This is a genomic window from Aliiroseovarius sp. ABM4_368 (genome assembly GCF_056161205.1).
Window position 1 is genome coordinate 946,609 of sequence record NZ_JBSWYR010000001.1, and the last position, 24,489, is coordinate 971,097.

The 24,489-nt window shown below is 57.1% G+C and carries 17 protein-coding genes; 7 read left to right on the forward strand and 10 right to left on the reverse strand.

From position 1 onward, the window contains the following. Window positions 1-85 precede the first annotated feature (85 nt). The 3 genes from ACXAH3_RS04700 to ACXAH3_RS04710 form a co-directional block, all read right to left on the reverse strand. Window positions 86-775 (reverse strand): TadE/TadG family type IV pilus assembly protein, encoded by a 690-nt coding sequence (locus tag ACXAH3_RS04700; protein ID WP_474860901.1) that lies wholly within the window; start codon window positions 773-775, stop codon window positions 86-88. 1 nt (window position 776) lies between these two features. After that, window positions 777-1,349 carry a TadE/TadG family type IV pilus assembly protein gene (locus ACXAH3_RS04705; protein WP_474860902.1) on the reverse strand — a complete coding sequence of 191 codons (573 nt, stop codon included), beginning with the start codon at window positions 1,347-1,349 and terminating at the stop codon, window positions 777-779. Between the two features lie 77 nt (window positions 1,350-1,426). Continuing rightward, window positions 1,427-3,316 carry a TadE/TadG family type IV pilus assembly protein gene (locus tag ACXAH3_RS04710; RefSeq protein WP_474860903.1) on the reverse strand — a complete coding sequence of 630 codons (1,890 nt, stop codon included), beginning with the start codon at window positions 3,314-3,316 and terminating at the stop codon, window positions 1,427-1,429. A gap of 365 nt (window positions 3,317-3,681) precedes the next feature. Here ACXAH3_RS04710 and ACXAH3_RS04715 point away from each other — a divergent pair, with 365 nt between their 5' ends. After that, window positions 3,682-5,112, forward strand: a complete 1,431-nt coding sequence (locus ACXAH3_RS04715) for a Glu/Leu/Phe/Val family dehydrogenase (RefSeq protein ID WP_474860904.1) — start codon at window positions 3,682-3,684, stop codon at window positions 5,110-5,112. 73 nt (window positions 5,113-5,185) lie between these two features. Here ACXAH3_RS04715 and ACXAH3_RS04720 read toward each other — a convergent pair whose 3' ends face one another. Together ACXAH3_RS04720 and ACXAH3_RS04725 are read right to left on the reverse strand one after the other, a co-directional pair. Continuing rightward, window positions 5,186-6,580, reverse strand: coding sequence for an N-acetylmuramoyl-L-alanine amidase (locus tag ACXAH3_RS04720; RefSeq protein ID WP_474860905.1), 1,395 nt, complete (start codon window positions 6,578-6,580; stop codon window positions 5,186-5,188). 39 nt (window positions 6,581-6,619) lie between these two features. Next, the gene (locus tag ACXAH3_RS04725; protein WP_474860906.1) at window positions 6,620-7,393 is read right to left on the reverse strand and encodes a DsbA family protein; all 774 of its coding nucleotides are present in this window, start codon (window positions 7,391-7,393) and stop codon (window positions 6,620-6,622) included. 247 nt (window positions 7,394-7,640) lie between these two features. On the opposite strand from ACXAH3_RS04725, the gene ACXAH3_RS04730 reads away from it, so the two are divergent. Both ACXAH3_RS04730 and ACXAH3_RS04735 read left to right on the forward strand, forming a co-directional pair. Continuing rightward, on the forward strand, window positions 7,641-8,780 hold the full coding sequence (locus tag ACXAH3_RS04730) for a pyridoxal phosphate-dependent aminotransferase (RefSeq protein WP_474860907.1): 1,140 nt from the start codon (window positions 7,641-7,643) through the stop codon (window positions 8,778-8,780). Between the two features lie 323 nt (window positions 8,781-9,103). Then, window positions 9,104-12,235 (forward strand): Hint domain-containing protein, encoded by a 3,132-nt coding sequence (locus tag ACXAH3_RS04735; RefSeq protein WP_474860908.1) that lies wholly within the window; start codon window positions 9,104-9,106, stop codon window positions 12,233-12,235. Between the two features lie 55 nt (window positions 12,236-12,290). Here ACXAH3_RS04735 and ACXAH3_RS04740 read toward each other — a convergent pair whose 3' ends face one another. The 4 genes from ACXAH3_RS04740 to ACXAH3_RS04755 form a co-directional block, all read right to left on the reverse strand. Continuing rightward, a complete protein-coding gene (locus tag ACXAH3_RS04740) occupies window positions 12,291-12,740 on the reverse strand; it encodes a c-type cytochrome (protein WP_474860909.1) in 450 nt (149 codons plus the stop codon). Between the two features lie 105 nt (window positions 12,741-12,845). Continuing rightward, window positions 12,846-13,601 (reverse strand): gamma-glutamyl-gamma-aminobutyrate hydrolase family protein, encoded by a 756-nt coding sequence (locus tag ACXAH3_RS04745; RefSeq protein WP_474860910.1) that lies wholly within the window; start codon window positions 13,599-13,601, stop codon window positions 12,846-12,848. Between the two features lie 106 nt (window positions 13,602-13,707). Continuing rightward, window positions 13,708-14,136: a GlcG/HbpS family heme-binding protein gene (locus ACXAH3_RS04750; RefSeq protein ID WP_474860911.1), complete on the reverse strand. Its 429-nt coding sequence runs from the start codon at window positions 14,134-14,136 to the stop codon at window positions 13,708-13,710. Between the two features lie 8 nt (window positions 14,137-14,144). Continuing rightward, window positions 14,145-16,247, reverse strand: a complete 2,103-nt coding sequence (locus ACXAH3_RS04755; RefSeq protein WP_474860912.1) for a malate synthase G — start codon at window positions 16,245-16,247, stop codon at window positions 14,145-14,147. A 192-nt stretch (window positions 16,248-16,439) separates the two neighbouring features. On the opposite strand from ACXAH3_RS04755, the gene pepN reads away from it, so the two are divergent. Next, window positions 16,440-18,992 carry an aminopeptidase N gene (gene pepN / locus ACXAH3_RS04760; RefSeq protein ID WP_474860913.1) on the forward strand — a complete coding sequence of 851 codons (2,553 nt, stop codon included), beginning with the start codon at window positions 16,440-16,442 and terminating at the stop codon, window positions 18,990-18,992. Window positions 18,993-19,077: 85 nt separating this feature from the next. Here the strand turns inward: pepN and ACXAH3_RS04765 are convergent, their stop codons facing one another. Next, a complete protein-coding gene (locus ACXAH3_RS04765) occupies window positions 19,078-19,674 on the reverse strand; it encodes a transglycosylase SLT domain-containing protein (RefSeq protein ID WP_474860914.1) in 597 nt (198 codons plus the stop codon). A 323-nt stretch (window positions 19,675-19,997) separates the two neighbouring features. Between ACXAH3_RS04765 and gatB the strand changes: the two genes are divergently transcribed. The 3 genes from gatB (at window position 19,998) to ACXAH3_RS04780 (ending at window position 24,453) form a co-directional block, all read left to right on the forward strand. Beyond that, complete coding sequence (gene gatB / locus ACXAH3_RS04770) at window positions 19,998-21,512, forward strand: Asp-tRNA(Asn)/Glu-tRNA(Gln) amidotransferase subunit GatB (protein ID WP_474860915.1); 1,515 nt, start codon at window positions 19,998-20,000, stop codon at window positions 21,510-21,512. A 137-nt stretch (window positions 21,513-21,649) separates the two neighbouring features. Next, window positions 21,650-22,690 (forward strand): alcohol dehydrogenase family protein, encoded by a 1,041-nt coding sequence (locus ACXAH3_RS04775; protein ID WP_474860916.1) that lies wholly within the window; start codon window positions 21,650-21,652, stop codon window positions 22,688-22,690. A 95-nt stretch (window positions 22,691-22,785) separates the two neighbouring features. Beyond that, window positions 22,786-24,453, forward strand: coding sequence for a U32 family peptidase C-terminal domain-containing protein (locus ACXAH3_RS04780; RefSeq protein ID WP_474860917.1), 1,668 nt, complete (start codon window positions 22,786-22,788; stop codon window positions 24,451-24,453). Window positions 24,454-24,489 lie beyond the last annotated feature (36 nt).

Here is a 24,489-nt window from a genome sequence, read left to right on the forward strand (position 1 = left end):
ATTTGCGGGATTGAACAGAACTGCGTTGAGAAATGCACAGACCTATCAAAATTGAACAAGGCGCGCTGAAGTTACCTTGGGCTGATTAGCCGCTATCGCCGCCCGTCCCAGTGGTCGGTGTTGCAATACAAGACGCTTCATCCGGATAGCACAGAGTGTCGAACTCACGGGGGCTTGTGACCGTAACGTTTCTTAGACGGGGTTCATAGATACCGGTCCACCGTCCCGCAAATGTCGGCTGAAAACTGGCGGATGTCTCAACAACAATCACATGCTCGCCTTGGTATAAAGGCGGAATTTTCGCCGCTAGATCAGTGCGAATATCTGTATTCGTCAACCTATCTTGGCCGTCAGTCGCGTAGGAGTTTCTGACATTGGTTTGCACCGGTTTCGCAATGTGAATTCTCCGGTCATCTGGATTATTACACTTATCAACCGTACGCTTACATTCAACAACAGTGACGCGCACCCAGCTGTCATCTTCGCTATTGGTCATATACTGAAAAAGCGAATCCAAACCTGCGAGAGTTGTGGAATCGTAATATGGAAACCGAGAAAGGTAGTCAGCAACCGCATAGTTGGCTTTCAAAGATATGCTCTTTGCGCGATAACTTTCGAAAAATGCAAAGGTCGCCTGCAAACAGAATAATAGGATCGGCAGAATGATGACGCTTTCAACTGTTACGGTCCCTGAATCTGAGCGTGTGAAACACGCAACACGACGCATTAAACGCCCCATGCCACCTTCGCTAACTCTGCTTCCATTCTGTCTCATATCAAGGTTCTTTCACATAGGTCGACATAGCGATCAAAGCAATTTCGCCTTCAGGATTGCGGGGGATCCCCATTACCCAAGCCGTGCTTGAAAAAAACGGCTTCTTTTGCCAACAAACCCGCAACAACATCAGATCGCCACCTCCCCCGATTGCAAATCCATCCAGATCGGGTGGCTCGATAGGTTCATTGCGGTCAATGCACTGTACACTATCAGCCGGCAAAGCCCAATTGCTTGACGAAACACGGATTTGCTCGAGCTCTAGATCTTCTTCGCAGGTGCCAGCAATCAGCATGTTTTCGCAAATCATACCTTTAAAATCTGCTGTCGTCATTTTGCCGTCACCGTCCATTTCGACAAGTCTTCCCAATCGGAAATCACGGACTGTCATGTCAACGGCACGCTCCAAAAATACCGACCGCAACGCGAAAAAGCTTAGTTCAAATGACGTCATGAACAGTGTCATGAACAGGGGGAACCACATTACAAACTCAATCGTGGAACTGCCACGCTGATCGCGCAGCCAGTTAGCCCGCTTTCTCTGCCGTTTGAATATGTATCGTTTGATTGCCACGACATGTGTCTCCAAAACTGATCAATCTGGGTATGATCGACCAAGATCGACCAAACCCATTATTCACATCGACGCTGTTAATTCGTCAGGCGCAAACGGTTGATGTCTTCTGCGATACCCGCAAACACTGTCGAAAGCTGGATAATGTCTCCGTCAGCATCTGTATCGCCAACCCGATGGTGAGTTGTGGTGCCCGGAATATCCGACGCACACGAATTCATAATCGTGCTGGAATCATCATCATCTGCCACCATCGAGATCGTATAAATGGTGATGCCCATATCCTTGGCTGCAGTGCACTGTTCAATCAAAAGATCATCAACAGCCGTATTCGTCAGGGACCTGAACCCGGTGGATGTCCCCGGTGTATCAACCTCGTTTCCGATATAGTCGCCGAAGCTATCAAAGATGCGGGTAGAATAGCCTTTTTTCCAGTACTCTTGCCAGGTCAACTGTTTTGTGCGGCTATTCGCAGCGCCCCTGTACGGCACACAAACATCGCTGTTCCAGCTACGATCATCATCATCAAAGCAGTGGTTCTTACCTTCGTTTCCAAAAGGCTCGTTTTTCCATTCACCGTACGGAAGGTTTCGCGAATTATTCTTCGTTTCCGCCGGATTGAACCAATACCACCGATCATCACTATCGTTGTCGGGAGTTCCCCGGTTATCACGAACTGACAGGATATCTTCTTCCGAATTATACCAAATCGGAGATGCTCCGGTTCTGAACCCATCTTTCAGGAAGCTACTGGTAGAGTTTACGCCATCCGTCATCAACACGATGATCTTAGAGGACAGCGTGTTTGCAAAATTGTATGGGCGACCACGGAAATCTGAATGGACAAGACCATCATCATCAATCAACGAGGTTATCGCCGGTTGCGCATCTTGATGCAGCAACGCGGTTCCCCACTTCATCCCAACATGGATTGCCGTACCGCCAAGAGCGCTGAGCTGAGAAATTTCGCTTGCCATTTGCTGTGGTGAATTCTCAAATGGCACGATGTCGCGCCAAGAGGCGTTGAAGCAGCTCCACCACGTTTCATACCATTGCGCATTGGATTGGATATCCGGCTCTTCCCAATTGCTTGTATCGAAGATGTAGCGGTTGCTCTGGGCACGCTCGCCACCACGTACGTACTGAGCTGTTTGATGAAGGGTGTCGGTTGTCGAAATACCGGCGACATCAAATTCATCAGGGTCAAACGTTACGCAGGTCGATTCACTATGCGTATCTGCCACTGTGAACTTGCTCAGCAGATTTGCACCGACCGAGACCTGTGCCGAATACGGAACAAGTGTCAGGGACGTCTTGTTGTCCTGAATTGGGCATGTGCTCCAATCCGTCGGAGAGGCCGAGTTATTCGGATCGCAAAGGATCAAGTTCGAGAATTCCGTTGCTGCAGTTTTCAACTCGTCGATCTTTCGAACACCATTGACGGAGTTCGACTCCATCGACCCTGACACATCAACCACCAACGACACTTCGGTCAGAACAATGGATTTTTCGGCGCCACCGCCGGCCGGAACAGGCAAACTGCTGACACCCACCCAATCCATGAACGGTGTATTCATTGTGCTTCTTGAGGTCGCCTTTACGCTGGTCCCATCAGATGCAACGGAAACAGTGACGTCTTCGCGTTCGACAATCCCGTCCAAGCCCGCGCTGCTAAAGTAGTCAAGGACGACGCTTTTCCGGTCGCGTTCCTGATCAGGGTTCGCCGCGGCCAGAAGAGCACGGTCCATTGTGGCTTGGATGCGCGTGCGCTGATATTCGTGTCGCATCAAATCAATCGCGACACCTGCAAAGATAAACATCGCCAAGAACAAGAAAAGCGAGAAGCCGATCATGGCCCCCTCTTCTTGTGTTGCGAAGTTTTTGACACGCGAAAGCGGCCTGCAATCTGCAAGCCGTTTTTTGGATCCCGATACAATCATACTCTTACGCTCCAAAATATGAGCCATCAAACTACCCTTCCCGCACACGCCATTGCGCCCACCAGGACTCTTACACCCATTCTTAGCATGGCCTTAAACAATAGATTTCCTGTGTCAAAAATAAGGCGTCTCTAAGAACATTGAAACCTAAATCGACTTTTGGCGGGATGAGTTGTTGATTTTATTAACTAATATAGCAACAAACGAGCGGTTAATTTTCCATTAAACCAGCCCCGGAAACAATTACCCCCGTATCACGACCATACAGTCAGGTTTGTTAAGGGGTGGTACTTTGGTCATTTCTTCATAACCTCTGTATCGTAATGTCGCAATTCTAAAGCGATTCTGCGGCGCTGCAGCAAACCAATGCTAAACCTGTACAGAGGTACAAAATGTCCCTTACGAATGAGCCGAGTTTTCGAGAGTCCGTTGAACTGATGTTCAATCGGGCGGCGTCCCTGATGAACCTTCCTTCGGGCTTGGAAGAAAAGATCCGCGTCTGCAATGCGACCTACACGGTCCGTTTCGGCGTGCGTCTGCGGGGTGAAATCAAGACCTTTACCGGCTATCGCTCTGTCCATTCAGAGCATATGGAACCTGTAAAAGGCGGTATCCGCTATGCGGTGGCCGTGGATCAGGATGAGGTCGAGGCGCTGGCGTCCCTTATGACTTTCAAATGCGCGTTGGTTGAGGCCCCGTTTGGTGGCTCGAAAGGCGGGCTGTGCATCGACCCGCGCGAGTATGAAGAGCACGAGCTGGAGCTGATCACCCGCCGTTTCGCCTATGAGCTGGCCAAGCGCGACCTGATCAACCCGTCGCAAAACGTCCCTGCCCCCGACATGGGCACCGGCGAGCGAGAGATGGCGTGGATCGCCGACCAATATGCGCGCATGAACACCACCGACATCAACGCTAAGGCCTGCGTCACGGGCAAGCCCCCCCACGCGGGGGGGATCTCGGGCCGGGTCGAAGCGACCGGGCGCGGCGTGCAATTTGGCCTGCGCGAGTTTTTCCGCCACCCAGAGGACGTGAAGATCGCCAAGCTGGACGGCAAGTTGAAAGACAAACGTGTTGTCGTTCAGGGGCTGGGCAATGTGGGCTATCACGCTGCCAAATTCCTGTCGCATGAAGATGGTGCGAAGATCATTGGCATCATTGAACGTGATGGGGCGCTGTATGACGAAAACGGGCTCGACGTCGAGGCGGTTCACCAATGGATCGCTGGCCATGGCGGCGTGAAGGGCTTTGCCGATGCGCAGTATGTGGAAAACGGCGCCGAGCTGTTGGAAGTTGAATGTGACATCCTGATCCCTGCCGCCCTTGAAGGCGTGATCAACCTGTCCAATGCAGAACGCATTCAGGCCCCGTTGATCATCGAGGCCGCAAACGGTCCGATCACATCGGGCGCGGACAAAGTCCTGCGCGACAAGGGGGTGGTGATCATTCCCGACCTCTATGCCAATGCGGGCGGTGTGACCGTGTCCTATTTCGAGTGGGTCAAGAACCTAAGCCACATCCGTTTTGGCCGCATGCAACGCCGTCAAGAAGAAGCGCGCCACCAGCTTGTCATTGACGAGCTGGAACGTCTGGACCGTTATCTTGGTGATGCGTGGTCGATGACGCCCGAGTTCAAGGACAAGTACCTGCGCGGCGCGGACGAATTGGAACTGGTGCGCTCAGGCCTGGATGACACGATGCGCACAGCCTATCAGGCCATGCGTGACGTTTGGCATTCCCGCGAGGACGTAGATGACCTGCGCATGGCGGCGTATATCGTGGCCATCGACCGGGTCGCAGCGAGCTATCGCGCGAAGGGTCTGTAACGCCAAAAAATCGCAGAAACGGCCGCCGATATCGGTGGCCGTTTTTCATTTATTTACAAACTATTATGCCGAATTATTGACGCAAAAGGTCAGCCTGACCTGCATCCTGCAAAACCCAGTATTGTAACGCCTCGCGAATGCCTCGCGCTGCGTCCGCGCGCCATTCGCGCGAGGTCAGCAATTTACGGTCCCTCTCGGAGGAGAGGAAGCCAAGTTCGATCAGAACGGAAGGAATATCCGCCGCTTTCAAGACCGAAAATCCGGCCTGAAGTCGCGGGGTTTTATAAGTGGATCCGGTGGCGCTGTGGATGCCTTCGACCAGACTGTCGGCCAGTAATTCTGACCGGGGTGCGGTGTCCGTACGCGCCAGATCCATCAGAACCAAAGTCACCGCATCGTCCTGCTGAGACAGATCCACGCCTGCCAGAATATCACTGCGATCATGGCGCTCGGCCAGTTTGCGCGAGGCTTCGTCCGAGGCCTCTTGCGACAAGGTATAAACGCTGGCCCCGGTCGCCCGTCCTTGCGCCAAAGCATCCGCATGCAGCGACAGGAACACGTCCGCACCTGCACCTCGCGCGATGGATACACGCTCTTCCAGTGGCACGAATTCGTCGGCATCGCGGGTTAGGACCACGTTGAAGCCCCCTGCCCGCAGCAGTTCTTCCTTCAATTCGCGCGCAAAGCTCAACATCAAATGCGCCTCGACCACGCCACCGCGTTCAGCCCCGGGATCAATGCCACCATGGCCGGGGTCCAGTACAACGGTCACATCGCCAAACCCGCGCTGACGCGTCTTGGGCGACGGCATGGGGCGCGCGGGTCGGTCAAAAACTGCGTCCTTGGGCGCACCAGCGGCGGCGGCGTATTCGGCCTCGGTCCCCGTGGTCAGCTCGACCCGCAGGCGCGCGGCCTCGGTACGTCGGGACACTCCCGCGGTCTGGTCTTGCGTGGCAAGCCCAGCCGAAGCCACCTGATAGGGCGCATTCAGATCAAAAACGATCCGCGTCCAACCCGGCCGGTACAGACCCGCGCGGATATCTGTAAACCAATCACCCTGCGAAAGTAGCGCAGCAATATCAATACCTTGCCAGTCCAGTTCCGAGAAATCCAGCACCAGACGCTTAGGCGAATCCAAGGTGAAGACACGCCACGGCACGGCCTGCGTCATCGGCACTTCAATGGCAACGCCACGCCAGCGATCTGACAATTGAACCCCGTCGCCTGCCAAATACGCCAGCCCGCTGAGCGTGCCTGAGGGACGCACCGAAACCGGCACAGATGGCGCGGCCGCGTCCCCTGCCCCAGCGGTCACAGCGACAGGCGCGGACACAGCTGGGCGTGCCTTGGGAGGAATGGACGTTTCGGGCGCAAGATCGCTGGCAAGGGCGGCCACCGGACACAATACGGCAAGTGCTGTACGCGCCAGCCAGCCTTGGCCCCTGCCCCCAAATTTCTTCACCACCATGAGCACCGACTTTTTATTGCTTCTTATGTCACCGGCAGCTTACTGCGCGGCGCGGCCTTGCGATACAATATATTCCATCTGTTCCAGCTCCATATAGCCGCGCGCCATGGTGTCATGCATGACGAAAGCTGGCGTGCCGGTGATACCAAGGCGCTGACCCAGATCGCGGTTTTCATTCAGCACGCGATCAACCTCGGGCGCATTCATACCCGCGGCGATGGCCGCGCCGTCCAGATCCAGATCATTGGCCAGTTCAACCAGACGATCTTCAGTGACGGCGCCACGAAGCGAGATCAGTTCGTCATGCAGCTTGGCATAGGCCTCTTCCCCGAAGAGCTGCTGGGCCGAAACGGCGAATTGCGCCGACATCAGGCTGGCTTCGCTGAGAATGGGAAATTCTTTTAGGATCAAGCGGATATTGCCGTCTTCCTCCAACAGATCCTGCAAAACCTCATAGGCTTTGCGGCAGTAACCGCACTGATAGTCAACGAACTCGACGATCGTGTAATCACCATCCGGATTGCCCGCCACGTGGGAATAGCCATCATTGAAAATGTCCTCGGCGTTCACCGTGACAAGATCTTTGTCCTGTTGAACCTGAGCCTCGGCTTGACGTTGCTCCAAAATGCCGATGGCCTCCATCAGCACTTCGGGGTTGTCCAGAAGATAGGCGCGGACTTCGTCACGGAAGGCGTTGCGCTCGTCTTCTGTCAGCGCGGACAGATCCATAGCCGAGACAGGAAAAGCCGTGGCCAAACCAAGGGCTGCGGTCAACGTGGCAATGCGCAGGGCGCGTGGCAAAGCAAATGTCATCGGGCGTCAGATCCTGTTTGGGCGTCCTTTGCGGACGAAATTGTAAACACTTGCCCCGGATGTAAGCCAAGATAGCTCCCCTGCCAACCACCGCAAAGCGCCGCACCAGTGGATCGGTGCGATCTGGCGCATTGACTTCGTCAACGGTGACGGGCAGGCAGCGCATTAATGACCGTGCCGTTTCGGTTGGTGGTTGGTATGACGTCTACGCCCGCTTTAGACAGCGGCGGTTTGTGAAAGGGAAACGATGAAAACATCTGATCGGGGCAACGTGGATCCTTTCATCGTGATGGACGTCATGGAAGCCGCCCGCGCGGCCGAGGCATCAGGCCGCCACATCATTCATATGGAGGTCGGACAGCCCTCGACCCCTGCGCCCGAACAAGCGCGTGCCATGTTGACGAAAGCGATGGCTGAGGACGCGTTGGGATACACCGTTGCCCTTGGCCTTCCGGCACTTCGGGAAGGCATCGCAAGCCTTTATAAAGATTGGTATAATCTGGATCTCAATCCAGAACGAGTGGTGGTCACACCGGGCAGCTCCGGGGCCTTTATTCTGGCCTTCACAGCGCTTTTCAACGCCGGTGACAAAGTCGGATTGGGCGAGCCCGGATACCCGTCCTATCGCCAGATTCTGAAGGCGTTGGACCTGACGCCAGTGGGGCTTCAGACCAAGCCAGAAAACCGCCTGCAACCGGTGCCTTCCGACATTCCCGATGGGCTGTCCGGGTTGATCACCGCCTCGCCGGCGAACCCGTCGGGCACCATGCTGGATCACGCCGCCCTAGAGGGACTGATCGACACCTGCCGGGCCAAAAACACCAGCTTCATCGCGGACGAGATCTATCACGGTTTGCAATATGAGGGGCGCGCGATTTCGGCTTTGGAAGTGTCCGATGACATCTATGTGATCAACAGTTTCTCCAAGTATTTCTCGATGACGGGGTGGCGCGTGGGCTGGATGGTTGTCCCCGAGGATCACATCCGCACCATCGAGCGTTTGGCGCAAAACATGTTTATCTGCCCAACCCACGCAAGTCAGATCGCCGCGCTGGCCGCGTTGGATGCACGTGACGAACTGGACGCGAATTTGGCCACTTATCGTACCAATCGGCAGCTGATGTTGGAAGAATTGCCAAAAGCTGGCTTTGACAAGATCGCGCCGCCAGACGGGGCGTTTTACATCTATGCCGATGTCAGCGAACACACGAATGACAGCCGTGCTTTTGCCGCCGAGATCTTGGAAAAAGCTGATGTGGCGGTCACGCCAGGCATGGATTTCGACCCGATCCGAGGCCACCAGACACTCCGGTTCTCTTACGCCCGCTCAACCGAGGATATACGCGAAGGCCTGGCTCGTCTGAGTCGTTTTATGTTGCGAAGGTGACTTAAGACCACCCGCATAAGCTGCTTGGCGCAGCGCCCCTTCAGCCAGAGCTAAACCAATCTTAACCAATGCGCCAAGATTGAGACCATTTTCTCCCTAAATGTACGTTATTGATCGCGAATTTTCCTTGAATTGGACGTTTTTAGAGTGTCTTTATACTTGGAAGCTATACCGGGTGTTTAACGGATCGAAAGCGCGCTGCTGCAAACATTAATTTGCGCTGTCGACCAACCTAAAGCTGAATGAGTGAGTTTTGAGTGTCGGGTGGCTTTGTTGCTGTTTTCAGGCGCTTTACGAGTGGACTAATCTTGGGGTGATTTGAAATGGCAACGCTGGACAATGCTGTTTGGCTGACCGGTTCGGGCGGGACAGCTCAAAACGGCAGCACAACTATCAATGACGGATCTCTGAACACCGAGGTTACAGCAAGCTTCACAGGCAACTGGGATGCTTCGCAGGGCGGTAACAACGTGTCCGAGTTCGGGGCCTTTGGCGTCACTTCGCCCATCACGGCTGATTACAACTTTTCCAATCCGGTCGAGAACCTTTCGTTCGATCTGAACCACGTCAATGACGATGGCGGGTCAACCTATGACGACTATTGGACCATCGCCGCCTATGACGAAAACGGCGACTTGTTGGATTCCGCCGATGTTATTGCCGGGATCTCCGGGCTGGTCGATGAAAACATAATCGTCAACCCGGACGGCACGGTTTCGATCGAATCCGCTGGCACGACGGCCAACGATATCTCGATAAACCTGCCGGGTCAGATTTCACAGCTTACAATGCAGCTTGAGGCTGGCCCCGGTGGGACGCAGTCGGGCGGCACGGGCTTTTCAGACTTCACCTTTAATGTCGCTGCGCCCGCAGGTGGTCCGGACACCGATGGGGACGGAGTTCTGGATTCTGTCGATCTGGATACCGACGGCGACGGCATTCTGAACGAAGACGAGATGGACACCCCGACGACCATCACGGTTACCGTTGATGGCGACCAATATGTTGCCAGCGACAACACCCGCTGGGAGCTGCGTGATCCGGATGGCAATCTGATCGCATCAGGCGACGTGACCAGCTCGGGCGTGCAAAGCTGGGATGTCCCGGTCGCCGGGTTGGGCGACTATGAGTTTACCATTCTGGATGACTTTGGCGACGGTTTGGCGGGCGGCAATACTGCCAGCTACTCTATCGCAATTGATGGCACGACAGTCGTTGACAGTGGTCCAAATCCCAATTTTGGCACTGGCACGACTGACACCTTCTCGGTCGAATCTACATTTGTAGATAGCGACGGTGACGGCATTTATGATCACCTCGACCTTGACAGCGACAATGACGGCATCACCGACAACGTCGAAGCGCAGACCTCTGACGGGTATATCGCCCCGACGGGCGTAGATACTGATGGCGACGGCGTCGACGACGCCTATGACGCCACGCCGACGACCGGTGCGGCTGGATCAAACGGTCTAAGCCCGGTCGATACGGACGGCGACGGCATTGTCGACTATCTGGACTTGGACAGTGACAATGACGGCCTTAGCGACACAGTCGAAGCTGGTCACGGCGTAGACCAAGCCACCATCGACGCCTCGGGCGACAGCGACGGTGACGGCATCATGGACGCCGTGGACGACGTGGTTGGCTGGGATGTGAATGACGCGGATGTTGACGGATCAGGAAATCTGACGCTGGCCGACACGGATGGCGATGCCGGAACGGGCGGTGACTTTGATTTCCGTGACGACACAGGATTGAACTATGTCGTCGAAGGGACTGCCAGTGATGACGTCATTAACGCCGGTTATACGGGCGACCCCGACGGTGATCTTGTTGACAACAATGACGCCCTTGATGGGTCGCATGACGATGTAATTCTGGCGGGTGCTGGTGACGACACCGTCTTTGGCGGGTCGGGCAACGACGATATTGATGGCGGCACAGGCAATGACACGATTTACGGCGATGGCCTTGCCACGACCGGAACGGGCGGCACCAACACGGTCAGCCTGAACTATACCGTCATCAATCTTGGCACCTTTGCCGATATTGACCCGAATGAAGGCGACGCCGGTCAAACCGACAACGCCACCGACTTGCTGGGCACCTATGGTGGACCGGGGGCCGAGCTTTATAACGAGCTACAGTCCATGACTGCCACCGATCCCAACGGCAATGGCAATCTGGACGACAACGACAATGGTACCACCGCCGAGGCGTTTACCATTGATGGCACAACGTATTATTTGGACTCGACCACGGTTTATGACGCTTCCGTGACTTTCACGGATGGCGAAACGAAGGAATTCACCGCGGTTGTCTTCCAAACGACCACTGGCGAAGTGTTCATGGCGCCCGAGTTCTCGGACAATGCCGACAACACGCTTCTGACCAGCAAAGCGATCGAGTCGATCTCGCTGGACGGCGTTAGTGTAGACAATACTGACCTCTATGCTGAACGAGTGGACGCGGATTATCAGGTGCCAGACGACACTGTTGGAGGCAACGATACCATCGACGGCGGCGAAGGTGACGACACCATCTATGGCGGTGCGGGCGATGACAGCATCACGGGCGGTGAAGGTGCGGATACGCTTTATGGCGGTGAAGGCGACGATACGATCAACTTTGGCGCTGACGATACCGCCGAAGGTGGCCTTGGATCGGATACGTTCAATCTGGATCCGGCCAATGCGACCGGCGGCCCCGGCGTTGTCATCAATATTGACGGGAATGAAGACCCGGACAACTCGGACGTCGATACGCTGTACCTGAGCGGCTTGGCCACGCACGAGGATATTGTCTATGACCCGAACGACCCGGAAAGCGGGACGGTCACCCTGTCTGATGGCACGGTCATTAACTTCACCAATATCGAGAATGTCATCATCTGCTTCACGACGGGCAGCATGATCCTGACCGATCGCGGGGAACGCCCTGTCGAAGATCTGCGCATGGGCGACATGGTTGTCACACGCGACCACGGACTTCAGCCTATTCGCTGGATTGGCCAGAAAGCCACCAAAGGCCACGGCAAACTTGCCCCCATTCGCATCCAGAAAGGGGCCTTTGGCAACCACAGCGATCTGATCGTGTCACCGCAGCACCGCATGGTGTACGAGGGACCGCAGGCGAACCTGCTGTTTGCCCAGCCCGAGGTTATGATCCCGGCGGTTCACTTGCTGCAAAGCGGCTGTGCCACGCAGACCGAGGTGGAACAGGTGACCTATTTCCACGTCATGTTTGACCAGCACGAAGTGATCTTCGCCAATGGTGCCGCGACCGAAAGCTTCCACCCCGGCCACCAGGGTCTGGGCGCAATTGACGACGCGGCCCGCGCCGAGCTGTTCACCCTGTTCCCCGAGCTGCGCAGCGAACCGCGCCAGTATGGCGACACGGCGCGCATGGTGCTGAAAGGGTATGAGGCCCGCGTGTTGGACCTGGCACGCTAAACACGGCTACATATTCTTATCAAAAGGGCCCCAGACTGCTGGGGCCCTTTTGCGTTCAGAAGATCCCGTTGGCCCGTTGGACCGCACGCAGGTATTTTACGATCTCGGCGGTTTCTGCCCGGGTGATGCCGTCGACAGGGGGCATATTGCCAAATCTCCAGTGATGCGCCCGCACCCCCACTTCTGCGGCGCGAAAGAAGGCCGCATCGGCGTGGTGCGAAGGCTCATAGATCTTGTGAATCAGCGGCGGACCTGCCCCGTCCAGCCCCCCTGCCGAAGGTCCGTGGCAGGCGGCGCATTTCGCCGTGAATGCCCGCGCGCCGATGGCAAAGTCGCTGCCCAGTTCGGGCAAGATCACTTGAACTATCTCACTTGGCGCGTCATCCGATATTGCCGCGCCGTCCATCTGTTTGACCGCAGGAGAATTTGTGGACGCGCCAAAGCCAATCCATCCCGCCACGGCGATCCCCGCAAGCGCCATTCCATAGAAATATGCTGGTTTCATTTCGATCCCTTCTCGCTAACTGCCATCAGGATCAGCGATACGGGTTCCAGCAGGGGGAAGGTCAACGCAGAACAAAGGCGCTGGGGTCAAGACACGGGGATGTGATCACGCGGGTCTTCGCGCCGCCCAATCCCGCACAGCATCGCCAAAAGCGGTAAACAAAACGCGCGAGACGGGATCTTCTGCCGCGCGGTATTCCGGATGCCACTGCACCGACAGCGTAAAGCCCGGCGCGTCTTTGATGACGATGGCCTCGGGCGTGCCGTCATCGGCGTGGCCTTCGATGATCACGCGTGGCCCCGAAGTTTTGATCCCCTGCCCGTGCAGCGTGTTGGTGCGCACTGTTTCACCCAGCAGATCGCAGAACACGCCGTCCTTTTCGAAATGCACGTCATGGCGAATGGCGAATTTCTCGTCGATCGTGCCATCGGGCGGCATGCGGTGGTTCATCCGTCCCGGAAGCTCGCGAATTTCAGGATAGAGCGAGCCGCCCATGGCGACGTTCACCTCTTGAAAGCCACGGCAGATCCCGAAGAACGGCTGACCACGATCCACACAGGCGCGGATCAAGGGCAACGTGATGGCGTCCCGGCAGCGGTCAAATTCGCCATGCGCCTCGGTTTCGTCCTCGCCATATTCCTCGGGGTGGACATTGGGGCGTCCGCCGGTGAACAGGAACCCATCGCAAGTGTCCAGAAGCTCGTCGACAGTGACAAAGCGCGGATCGGTGGGAACGATCAGGGGCAAACAGCCTGCGACCTGCGAAATGGCCTCGGAATTCATGGTCCCGCCCGCATGGGTCGGGTAGTTGTCGTTCAACAGATAGGAATTGCCGATGATGCCGACGATTGGGCGTTTCATGTCTGCTCCGACGCTTGTTACTTGTTCATTTCCCGGAACGTAAAACAGCGCAAAGGGAAGTTCAAACCCCTTACGCTGCCCGTCGTCCGAGTGTGATCACTGCTGATCAGCCGTCGGCCGTCAGCCCTACGGCTGTGATCCCGACCGATCCGGCCTCAAGATCGTTTTCCGAGGTGTCACCGGTGACGCCCACTGCCCCGATCACATCGCCCGCATCATTGCGCACCAGAATGCCCCCCGGCACCGGCACCAGTTTGCCGTCATAGGCCGCACCGGCGGCTGCGATGAAATAGGCCTGCGCCTCGGCCCGGTCGCGTTGCGCGGTGCCACCGATCCCCAGCATGACCGAGCCATAGGCCTTGCCACGCGCGATGTCGAACCGGCCCGGAGGCGTCCCGTCTGCGCGTTCAAAGGCCAGCACATGCCCGCCTGCATCGACCACCACAACCGACAAGGGTTTCATCCCCTTGTCTTTGCCATAGGCCATCGTGTTGTGAATGATAACGCGTGCTGCGTCCAAAGTGATACGATCCATAATTTCCCTCAAACCTTTGATTTCTTTTCCAGACGGCGTGCGTGCAGCACAGGTTCAGTATAGCCAGACGGCTGCACACGGCCCTTGAACACAAGGTCGCAGGCGGCCTTAAACGCGACCCCGTCAAAGCCCGGAGCCATCGGCTGATAGCTGACATCACCGGCGTTCTGTGCATCCACTTTCGCAGCCATTTTGCGCAGGGCGGCCATGACCTCGTCTTCCGAGACGACGCCGTGATGCAACCAGTTTGCCAGCGCTTGGCTGGAAATCCGGCAGGTCGCGCGGTCCTCCATCAGGCCCACATCGTGGATATCCGGCACTTTCGAGCAGCCGACGCCAGCATCAACCCAGCGCACCACATAGCCAAGAATGCCTTGGGCGTTGTTTTCGATTTCCTCTCGGATTTCATCCTCGGACCAGTTCACGCCCGCGGCCACGGGGATCGTCAGCAGGTCCTCCAGCGTGCCGCGCGCGCCGCCTTCAAGCAGCTCGTCCTGACGCGCAAGCACATCCACTTGGTGATAATGCGTCGCGTGCAGGGTCGCGGCGGTGGGGCTTGGCACCCACGCGCAATTCGCGCCTGACATGGGGTGACCGATTTTCTGATCCAGCATATCCGCCATCCGGTCGGGTGCGGCCCACATACCTTTGCCGATCTGCGCCCTGCCCTTCAGACCACAGGCCAGCCCGATATCCACATTGCGATCTTCGTAAGATGCAATCCAAGGCGCGTTTTTCATGTCCCCCTTGCGGATCATCGGCCCAGCTTCCATCGAGGAATGGATTTCGTCGCCGGTGCGGTCAAGGAAACCTGTATTGATGAAGGCCACGCGGTGTTTGGCGGCGCGGATGCATTCCTTCAAGTTCACGGATGTACGGCGTTCTTCATCCATGATGCCCAGCTTCACAGTGTACCGCGGTAGGCCCAACAGCTCTTCAACCCGTGTAAATATCTCGTCTGCAAACGCGACTTCTTCTGGCCCGTGCATCTTGGGTTTCACCACGTAAAGCGAACCGGTGACCGAATTCCCGCCCTCGCGATTCAGATCATGCATGGCGCAAAGCGTCGTGATCACCGCGTCCATCAGCCCTTCCGGCACTTCCGAGCCGTCCGGCAAAAGGATTGCCGGGTTGGTCATCAAGTGACCCACGTTGCGCACCAGCATCAGCGCGCGGCCCTTCAAAGTGACTTCACCATCGGGGCCGTCGAAAGTCAGATCGTCATTCAGCTTACGCTCGAAGGTTTTGCCGCCTTTTGTGACCTCTTCCGTCAGCGAGCCATTCATCAGCCCCAGCCAATTGTCATAGGCCAGAACCTTATCTTCGGCGTCCACAGCCGCGACGCTGTCTTCGCAATCCATGATCGCGGACAGGGCGCTTTCCAAACGAACGTCGGACAAGCCCAGCGGATCAGAGGCACCGATATCCGTCGTTTCATCAAAGTGAAGAACGATCTTCAAGCCATTGTTTTCATAATAATAGCTTCCGTCGCGGCTGCCCAAGAACTGCCCCGGATTGGCCAGCGCGGGCGGGGTCTTTCCGATCATCACAGCCTCTGACCAGCTGCCATCTGCAAGGGGCAGCACGCCGTCCAGAAACCCTTTCACTGCTGCAATCACGCGCGCCCCGCGCACGGGGTCATAGCCGCCGCCTTCTGGAAGGTCGCCCAACGCGTCGGTGCCATAAAGCGCGTCATAAAGACTGCCCCACCGGGCATTCGCCGCGTTCAGCGCATAACGCGCGTTCATGATCGGCACCACAAGCTGTGGGCCAGGGATCAGGGCAATCTCGGGATCGGTGTTCTCGGTCTCGATCGCGAAATCGGGGCCTTCGGGCACCAGATAGCCGATTTCCTCGAGAAACGCGCGATAGGCGTCGGCATCGTGGGGCTGACCTGCGCGGGCTTTGTGCCAGTCATCAAGTTGCTGCTGAATCTGCGTCCGTTTCTCCAAAAGCGCGCGGTTTTTCGGGGTCAGATCAGACAGGATCTGCGCAAACCCCTTCCAGAAATCGTTATAGCGCAGCGCAGTTCCCGCCAGCGCCCGTGTTTCCAGAAAGCGGCCCAGCTCGCGATGAACCTGAAGCCCTGCCCGTTCGATATAGTCGCTCATCCCGACCCCTCTTGTGAAACCTGTGTGTTGGCGCAAGAGTTTCCGATACGAAACAGATGCGCAAGTGGGTTTATTTTGAACTCGGTTAAGCGCGACTTACCTGAACCGGGCGGCGGGGCATCAGCACGGGCTTGCAGCCCTGCCCGCACAAGCATAGGTTTCGGGTCTGGACTCATGCTTGAAGGATTTCTCATGAAAGACGCAGCCCCTCAACCGATCTATCTGGCCGACTACACGCCCCCCGCATATCTGATCGACGCGGTCGAGCTGGTCTTTCACCTGCACCCAACCGCAACACGCGTGGTGTCGAAAATCCAGTTCACGCCGAACCCCAAGGCCACATCCAAAGAATTTTTCCTACACGGAGAAGGGCTTAGGCTGATCCGCGCTGCGATTGATGGCACCGACATCACGCCCGAACTGGTCGAAACTGGCTTGAAGGCAGACGTCCCTGACGCGCCCTTTACGTGGGAGGCCGAGGTCGAAATCAGCCCCGAAACCAACACTGCGTTGGAGGGGCTTTACATGTCGAACGGCATGTATTGCACCCAATGCGAGGCCGAGGGCTTTCGCCGCATCACATACTATCCCGACCGCCCCGACGTGATGGCGCCGTTCAAGGTGCGCATCGAGGGGCGCGAGCCTGTGATGCTGTCAAACGGCAACCCGGTGGCCTCGGGCGATGGTTGGGCCGAATGGGACGACCCGTGGCCCAAGCCGGCCTATTTGTTTGCTCTGGTAGCTGGCGAATTAGTTGCCCGCGAAGACAGTTTCACCACCATGTCTGGCAAAGATGTGGACCTGAAACTGTGGGTCCGCCCGGGCGACGAAGGCAAGACCGCGTTCGGGATGCAGGCGCTGAAAGATTCGATGAAATGGGATGAGGAAGTCTATGGCCGCGAGTATGATCTGGACATTTTCCAGATCGTCGCTGTGTCTGACTTCAACATGGGGGCGATGGAAAACAAGGGGCTGAATATCTTCAACACCTCCGCTGTTTTGGCCAGCCCCGAAACCTCCACCGACGCAAATTTTGAGCGGATCGAGGCCATCATTGCCCACGAGTATTTCCACAACTGGACCGGCAACCGCATCACCTGCCGCGACTGGTTCCAACTGAGCCTGAAAGAAGGGCTGACCGTGTTCCGCGATCAGCAGTTTTCGGGCGATATGCGGTCGGAAGCCGTCTGCCGTATCAACGATGTGTCGGCCCTGCGCGGGCGTCAGTTCCGTGAAGACAATGGCCCGCTGGCCCACCAAGTCCAGCCCGACAGCTTTGTCGAGATCAACAATTTCTACACGGCCACGATCTATGAAAAAGGGGCCGAGCTGATCCGCATGTTGCGGGTTTTGGTGGGCGATGATGCTTATGACAAGGCACTGGACCTCTATTTCACTCGCCACGATGGCGAGGCCGCGACGATCGAAGACTGGGTGAAAGTGTTCGAAGACAGCACCGGGCGCGATCTGACGCAGTTCCGTCGCTGGTACAAACAGGCCGGCACGCCGCGCGTCGCTGTATCTGACGATTGGAACGACGGCACCTATACGCTGACGTTCAAACAGTCGACGCCCCCCACTCCGGGTCAGGACGAAAAGCTGCCGCAGCATATTCCTTTGGCGGTGGGGTTGTTGGGTCCGAATGGCGACGAAGTGCAGCCGACGCAGATCCTTGAAATGACCGAGGGTGAGCAGAGCTTCACCTTCGAAGGGCTGGCGGCGAAACCCGTGCCCTCAATCCTGCGCCATTTCTCGGCCCCAGTGATATTGGAGCGCGAGACCTCGGCCCATGAACGTGCGTTCTTGCTGGCCCATGACACGGACCCGTTCAACAAATGGGAAGCCGGGCGGACGCTGGCCAAGGACGTGCTGGTTGCCTTGATCACCGGTGAAGACGCGCCGCTGGACGACTATCTGGGCGCCATCGCCGTTATGCTGCGCGACGACAACCTTGATCCCGCCTTCCGCGCATTGACGCTGGGATTGCCCAGTCAGGACGATCTGGCGCAGACCCTGTTTGACGCGGGCGCGACGCCGGACCCGATGAAAATCTATCGTGCCCAGCAAACCTTGTGGCAGGCGATGGCGGAACATCTGCAAGACCTGCTGCCGCGCCTGATGGCAGAAATGGAAGTGACCGAACCGTTCCAACCCAATGCGGAACAAGCGGGCAAACGCGCGCTTGGGTTGGGTCTGATGAACCTTCTGAACCGTCTGGATGGCGGGACCGCGGCACAGGCGCTTTATGACCGGGCTGACAACATGACGTTGCAGCTGGGTGCACTGGGGTATTTGCTTCAGGCCCAGAAAGGCGACGCCGCTCTGGCCGATTTCCGCAAGCGCTTTGAAGACGATGAGCTGGTGATGGACAAATGGTTCTCGATGCAGATCTATCACGCTGCACCAGAGGACGTTGTATCAGTGACTGAAAAGCTGACCAAAGATAGCGCGTTCAACTGGAAAAACCCCAACCGGTTCCGGGCGGTCTTTGGCGCATTGATGACAAACCCCGCTGGATTCCACATCGCTTCCGGCGAAGGATACAAGCTGTTTGCGGACTGGCTGATCAAACTGGACCCGGTGAACCCTCAGATCGCGGCGCGCATGTCGTCTGGGTTCGAGACTTGGCGGCGCTATGACGTTGACCGCCAAGAGCTGATGAAAGCCCAGATCGAACGTGTTCTGGCCACGGAAGGTCTAAGCCGCGACAGTCAAGAGATGCTGGGGCGCATTCTGAACGGCTGAGGCCATTAAAAAAGGGCGGGGAACTTCCCCGCCCTTTCCATTCTGACCGACCTCAGGACCGGTCTTAGTACTGTTCGGTCCGGGCTTAGCCGGTGGTGCAATAGTTCTGCGCGCGCACCCATTCCCGCATGCTTTCGCGTTTGCGCTTGGAATGGAACGGGCCCCAATCGGCGGCGACGCCTTTCATCCCGCGTGAAACCACGTTGTCACGCGGCACGGTCACCGACATGATACGCACGGCACAGCTGAGGTTCAGCTCGCCATTTTTCAGCGCCTCGCCCGAGCGTGCTTCGCAGCCATAGCCGCGGGCTGTGGCGGGCAGGATCTGAACCAGCCCGTACCATTTGCCACCGCCGCCAACGGCAGTCTGGCGCCATGTGCTTTCATAGAAAGATAGCGACGACAGAAGGCCCGCCCAGAAGGCGTTGCGCCCTTCGGTGTCCTGATTTACGTAATCCGGGCACCAATCGGCAATGTCAGCAGGCACGCTTTGCGACAACGCGGTGCCGTGGTTTTCCAAAGCAGCGATGGTCGCATCGGTCCAGGCTTTCGCCTGCGGCTTCTCATCCCACTTCATGGTCAGTACTGGCTGACGCGTCGCGCTCGTGCCAAAAAAGTTCTCGGCCGAAGCAGAGTTCGACAGCATCACTGTGGCCACAAGGCCCATCATAATCCGTTTCATTTTCCCACCTACATCGGTTTCAGACGCTTCCCCGGCGCCTGATCAGGGGCAGATAAGGAGGTTGGTTGCGTATTGCAACCCCTCTATTGCGGCATTGCAGCATAGGCCGAAACTTGCTGATATTCCTTATTTGCAACGCTGATATGCATTCACCTTGGCATGTCCCCGAAAATACAACCTTGACGATACAGCTCAAATTGCTGCATCGCAGCATTTCTTGCATTCATCGGCAAGTTCGCCCACACCCCGCCCGCCTGCCCTCTTGCCCCTGCGCGCAGGCTCTACTAGAACCCGGACAGGTTTTGATACTTGGGAAAACACACATGCTTGATCATCTCGCCTATGAAAGCCCGCAACCAAAAGTGATTGCAGGGGCAAAGGACGACTGGGAACTGGTCATCGGGATGGAAATCCACGCTCAGGTCAGCTCGAATGCGAAGCTGTTTTCGGGGGCTTCGACCAAATTTGGCGCCGAGCCGAACTCGAACGTTGCCTTCGTGGACAGCGCCATGCCGGGCATGTTGCCGGTGATCAACGAATTCTGCGTGGAACAAGCGGTGCGCACGGGTCTGGGTATGAATGCCCAAATCAACCTGTTTTCCGCCTTCGACCGCAAGAACTATTTCTATCCGGACCTGCCGCAAGGCTATCAGATTTCGCAGCTTTACCACCCCATCGTGGGCGAAGGCGAAGTGATCGTGGATATGGGCCCCGGCATTGCGCGCAAAGTGCGGGTCGAGCGGATCCACCTTGAACAAGACGCCGGTAAATCCGTGCATGACATGGACCCGAACATGTCCTTCGTCGACCTGAACCGCACGGGCGTCGCGCTGATGGAGATCGTGTCGCGCCCCGACATCCGTGGCCCCGAGGAAGCCGCCGCCTATGTCACCAAAATGCGCCAGCTTCTGCGCTATTTGGGCACCTGTGATGGCAACATGCAGAACGGCAACATGCGTGCCGATGTAAACGTGTCTGTTTGCCGCCCCGGCCAGTATGAAAAATACATGGAAACGCAGGATTTCGGCCATCTGGGCACACGCTGCGAGATCAAGAACATGAACTCGATGCGTTTCATTCAGGCCGCGATTGACTATGAAGCCCGCCGCCAGATTGCCATTCTGGAAGATGGGGGCGAAATCGTTCAGGAAACCCGCCTGTATGACGCGGACAAGAACGAAACGCGCTCGATGCGGTCCAAGGAAGAAGCACACGACTATCGTTACTTCCCCTGCCCTGACCTGTTGCCGCTCGAGATCGAACAAGCGTGGGTGGATGACATCGCCAAGACCCTGCCCGAGCTGCCCGATCAGAAGAAAGCCCGCTTCGTGAACGAGTTTGGCCTGTCGGAATATGACGCTGACGTTCTGACCGCCGAAGCCGAAAACGCCGCTTTCTTTGAAGAAGTGGCTGAAGGTCGCGATGGCAAGCTGGCCGCGAACTGGGTGATCAATGAACTCTTTGGTCGTCTGAAGAAAGAAGACCACTCGATCACCGAAAGCCCGGTTACGCCTGCGCAACTCGGCGGCATCATCGCGCTGATCACCAAGGGTGACATCTCGGGCAAGATCGCCAAGGATCTGTTCGAAATCGTCTATACCGAAGGTGGCGATCCGGCCGAGATCGTGGAAGCGCGCGGCATGAAACAAGTCACGGACACAGGCGCCATCGAAGCCGCCGTGGACGAGGTGATCGCCGCAAACCCCGCGCAGGTCGAAAAGGCCAAGGAAAACCCGAAGCTGGTCGGTTTCTTCGTTGGTCAGGTGATGAAGGCCACCGGCGGCAAGGCCAACCCGAAAGCGGTGAACGAGATTGTGTCGGCCAAGCTGGGCCTCTAATCCACTTACAAAGCACACAAAAAAGCCGGGCCGCGTGTCCGGCTTTTTTGTTTTGCGCAACATGCACTGGTCGCGTTTCGGCTGGTCAGCCGCAACCCGGCGGTCCAAGCTGCACCAAACCAGAACGGAGTTTGAGAATGGCCAACGAAGTAATGACCGGCGTGCTGCTAACCGGACATGGCGATTATGACCAACTGTCCTATCGGACCGACCTGCCCATTCCGGCCCCCGGACCGGGCGAGGTGCAGATCCGTGTTGGGGCGGCTGGGGTCAACAACACCGACCTGAACACCCGGATTGGCTGGTATTCCAAAGGTGACAATGACGCCGAAGACGCCAGCTGGGGCGGTACAGCCTTGAAGCTTCCCCTGATTCAAGGGGCGGATGTCTGCGGGCGTATTTCAGCCGTCGGCGATGGCGTGGACGCCTCCCGGATCGGCGAACGCGTCTTGATCGAACCCAGCATGCGCGCGCCGGATGCACCGTTCAGCGACGCGATGTATTTCGGGTCGGAATGTGACGGAGGTTTTGCGCAATTCACCAAGGTCGCCGCCCGCCACGCGCACAAGATCGACAGCCCGCTCAGCGATACCGAGCTGGCGTCTTTCCCTTGCTCGTACTCGACATCGGAAAATATGCTGACCCGCGCGGGCGTTGGTGAAGGCGACCGTGTGTTGGTTACCGGCGCCTCGGGCGGTGTAGGGTCTGCCACCGTGCAACTTGCCCGCGCCCGCGGGGCCGAAGTGATCGCGCTGACCAGCCCGGCCAAGATCGCTCTGCTGGAAGATCTGGGCGCGGCAAAGGCGCTGGATCGCAACGCCGATCTGGTGGCCGAACTTGGCGAAAACAGCATTGACGTGGTGATCGACCTTGTCGCCGGCCCTGGCTGGCCTGCCCTTCTGGACGTGATGCGCCAAGGCGCACGCTATGCGGTGGCAGGCGCAATCGGCGGGCCCGAGGTCACGCTGGATGTGCGCACACTTTATCTGAAAGACCTCAGCTTTTTTGGCTGCACGGTGCTGGAGCATGAGGTGTTCCCCAACCTAATCAAGCGCATCGAAAGTGGCGCAATTCGCCCGCTTGTCGCCGAGACCTATCCGCTGAAGCAGATCGTCGACGCGCAAAAGAGCTTTGCCAGCAAGGGGCACATGGGCAAGATCGTGTTGGACATCCCCTGACCTTGGCCCTGACCTTGGCCCTGATCTTACGCACTGGAAATGTGCGCGCGTGACTGATAGAAGCGCGCCACATCCACAAACGCGAACGGATCAACATGTCACAGCGACGCTCGGAACTTCTGATGCCTGCGGGCAATCTGCGGAAATTGAAAATGGCCGTACTTTACGGCGCGGACGCGGTCTATCTGGGCACGCCCGATATGTCGCTGCGCACCAAGTCGCAGTTTTCTCTGGAAGAGGTGATCGAGGGCGTTCAGTTCTGCCACGACCACGGCCGCCGCGCCTATTTGACACTGAATTTGTTCAGCCATAACAAAGACATCCCGAAACTGGACGAATATATCGACACCGTCCGCAAGGTGAAGCCCGACGGGTTGATCATCGCCGATCCCGGCGTGTTCCAATACGTGCGCACCCGCGCGCCTGAACTGCCGCTGCACATCTCGACGCAGGCGAATGTCTGTTCGTGGCTGTCGGTGAAATTCTGGGAAGATCAAGGCGCGGAACTGGTCGTTCTGGCCCGCGAAGTCTCGTATCCCGAGCTGGTTGAAATTCGTGAAGAATGCCCGGATGTAAAGCTTGAGGCCTTCGTCCACGGTGCCATGTGCATGACCTATTCGGGCCGCTGCTTGCTGTCCAACTTCATGGCCGAGCGCGGTGCGAACCAAGGCAACTGCGCAAATTCCTGCCGTTGGAACTATGGCGTCAGGATGCGCCTGAAAGACGGCACGATCGAAGACCTGAACATCACCGAAGACAACGCCGACATGTTCGAATTCCTGCTGGAAGAAGGCTGCCGCCCCGGGGAATTCATGCCGATCGAGGAAGATGGGCGTGGATCTTACATCCTGAACTCGCGCGATCTGTGCATCATGCCGAAGCTGGATGAATATCTGAAGATCGGCGTCGACAGCCTGAAGGTCGAGGGCCGCGGCAAGTCCGAATATTACTGTGCCATCGTTGCCCGCGCCTATCGCATGGCGATTGATGACTATTACGAAGACCCCGAAAACTGGGATCCGAAGCCTTACATGCGCGAGCTTGAGGCCGTCGGAAACCGCGGCTACACGCTGGCCTTCCACGAGGGTCGCCTGACCAATTACGCCCATGACTATGAACACACTGCCGCGCTGGCGCAGTGGGAATATGCGGGCGTTGTAACGGACGTGACCGAGGATGCGTTCCTTGTCGAAGTGAAGAACAAGTTGGAAGCCGGCGAGGTGCTGGAATTCATCTCGCCCATCGCGCGCGAGACGGTCCTGTTGCGGATGTACGAATTCGAAGACTACCACAAGGGCGACATCAAAGAGGTCGTCCATGGCAGCACCAAAACCACGATCCGCGTGCCGTTTGCGCTGTTTGATCACGAAGATCTGGACGACCTGAAAGCCCGCTTCCCCGCCTTCACTGTGCTGCGCAAGGAAAAGGCCCTGACGGACGAGCAATGGAAGCGCATTCGCTTTGACAAGCTGACGCAAGGGCTTGAAATCTCAGGAAAAGAGAACACCAAAGCGTATGAGAAACGCCGCGACGATCTGGCCGACGCCATTGCAGAAGACGGGCGCGAAACCCGCCTGAAAACCAACCGTGTCGGTACGGATGGCTGCTGTGGCAAGGGTTGCAATGGCTGCTTGATCTTTTGGGAAGACGACCAATACGCCCGCGCCCGCGAGGTGCTTCTGAAGCGCAAACAAGGTGAACAACTGTCCCGCGCCGAAGCCACGGCCCTAAAGCAGGACACCCCTCCGCGTTTGGTGGGGTAGCCCAATCGGGGCAATCCGCCGCTTATGTGGTTCCCT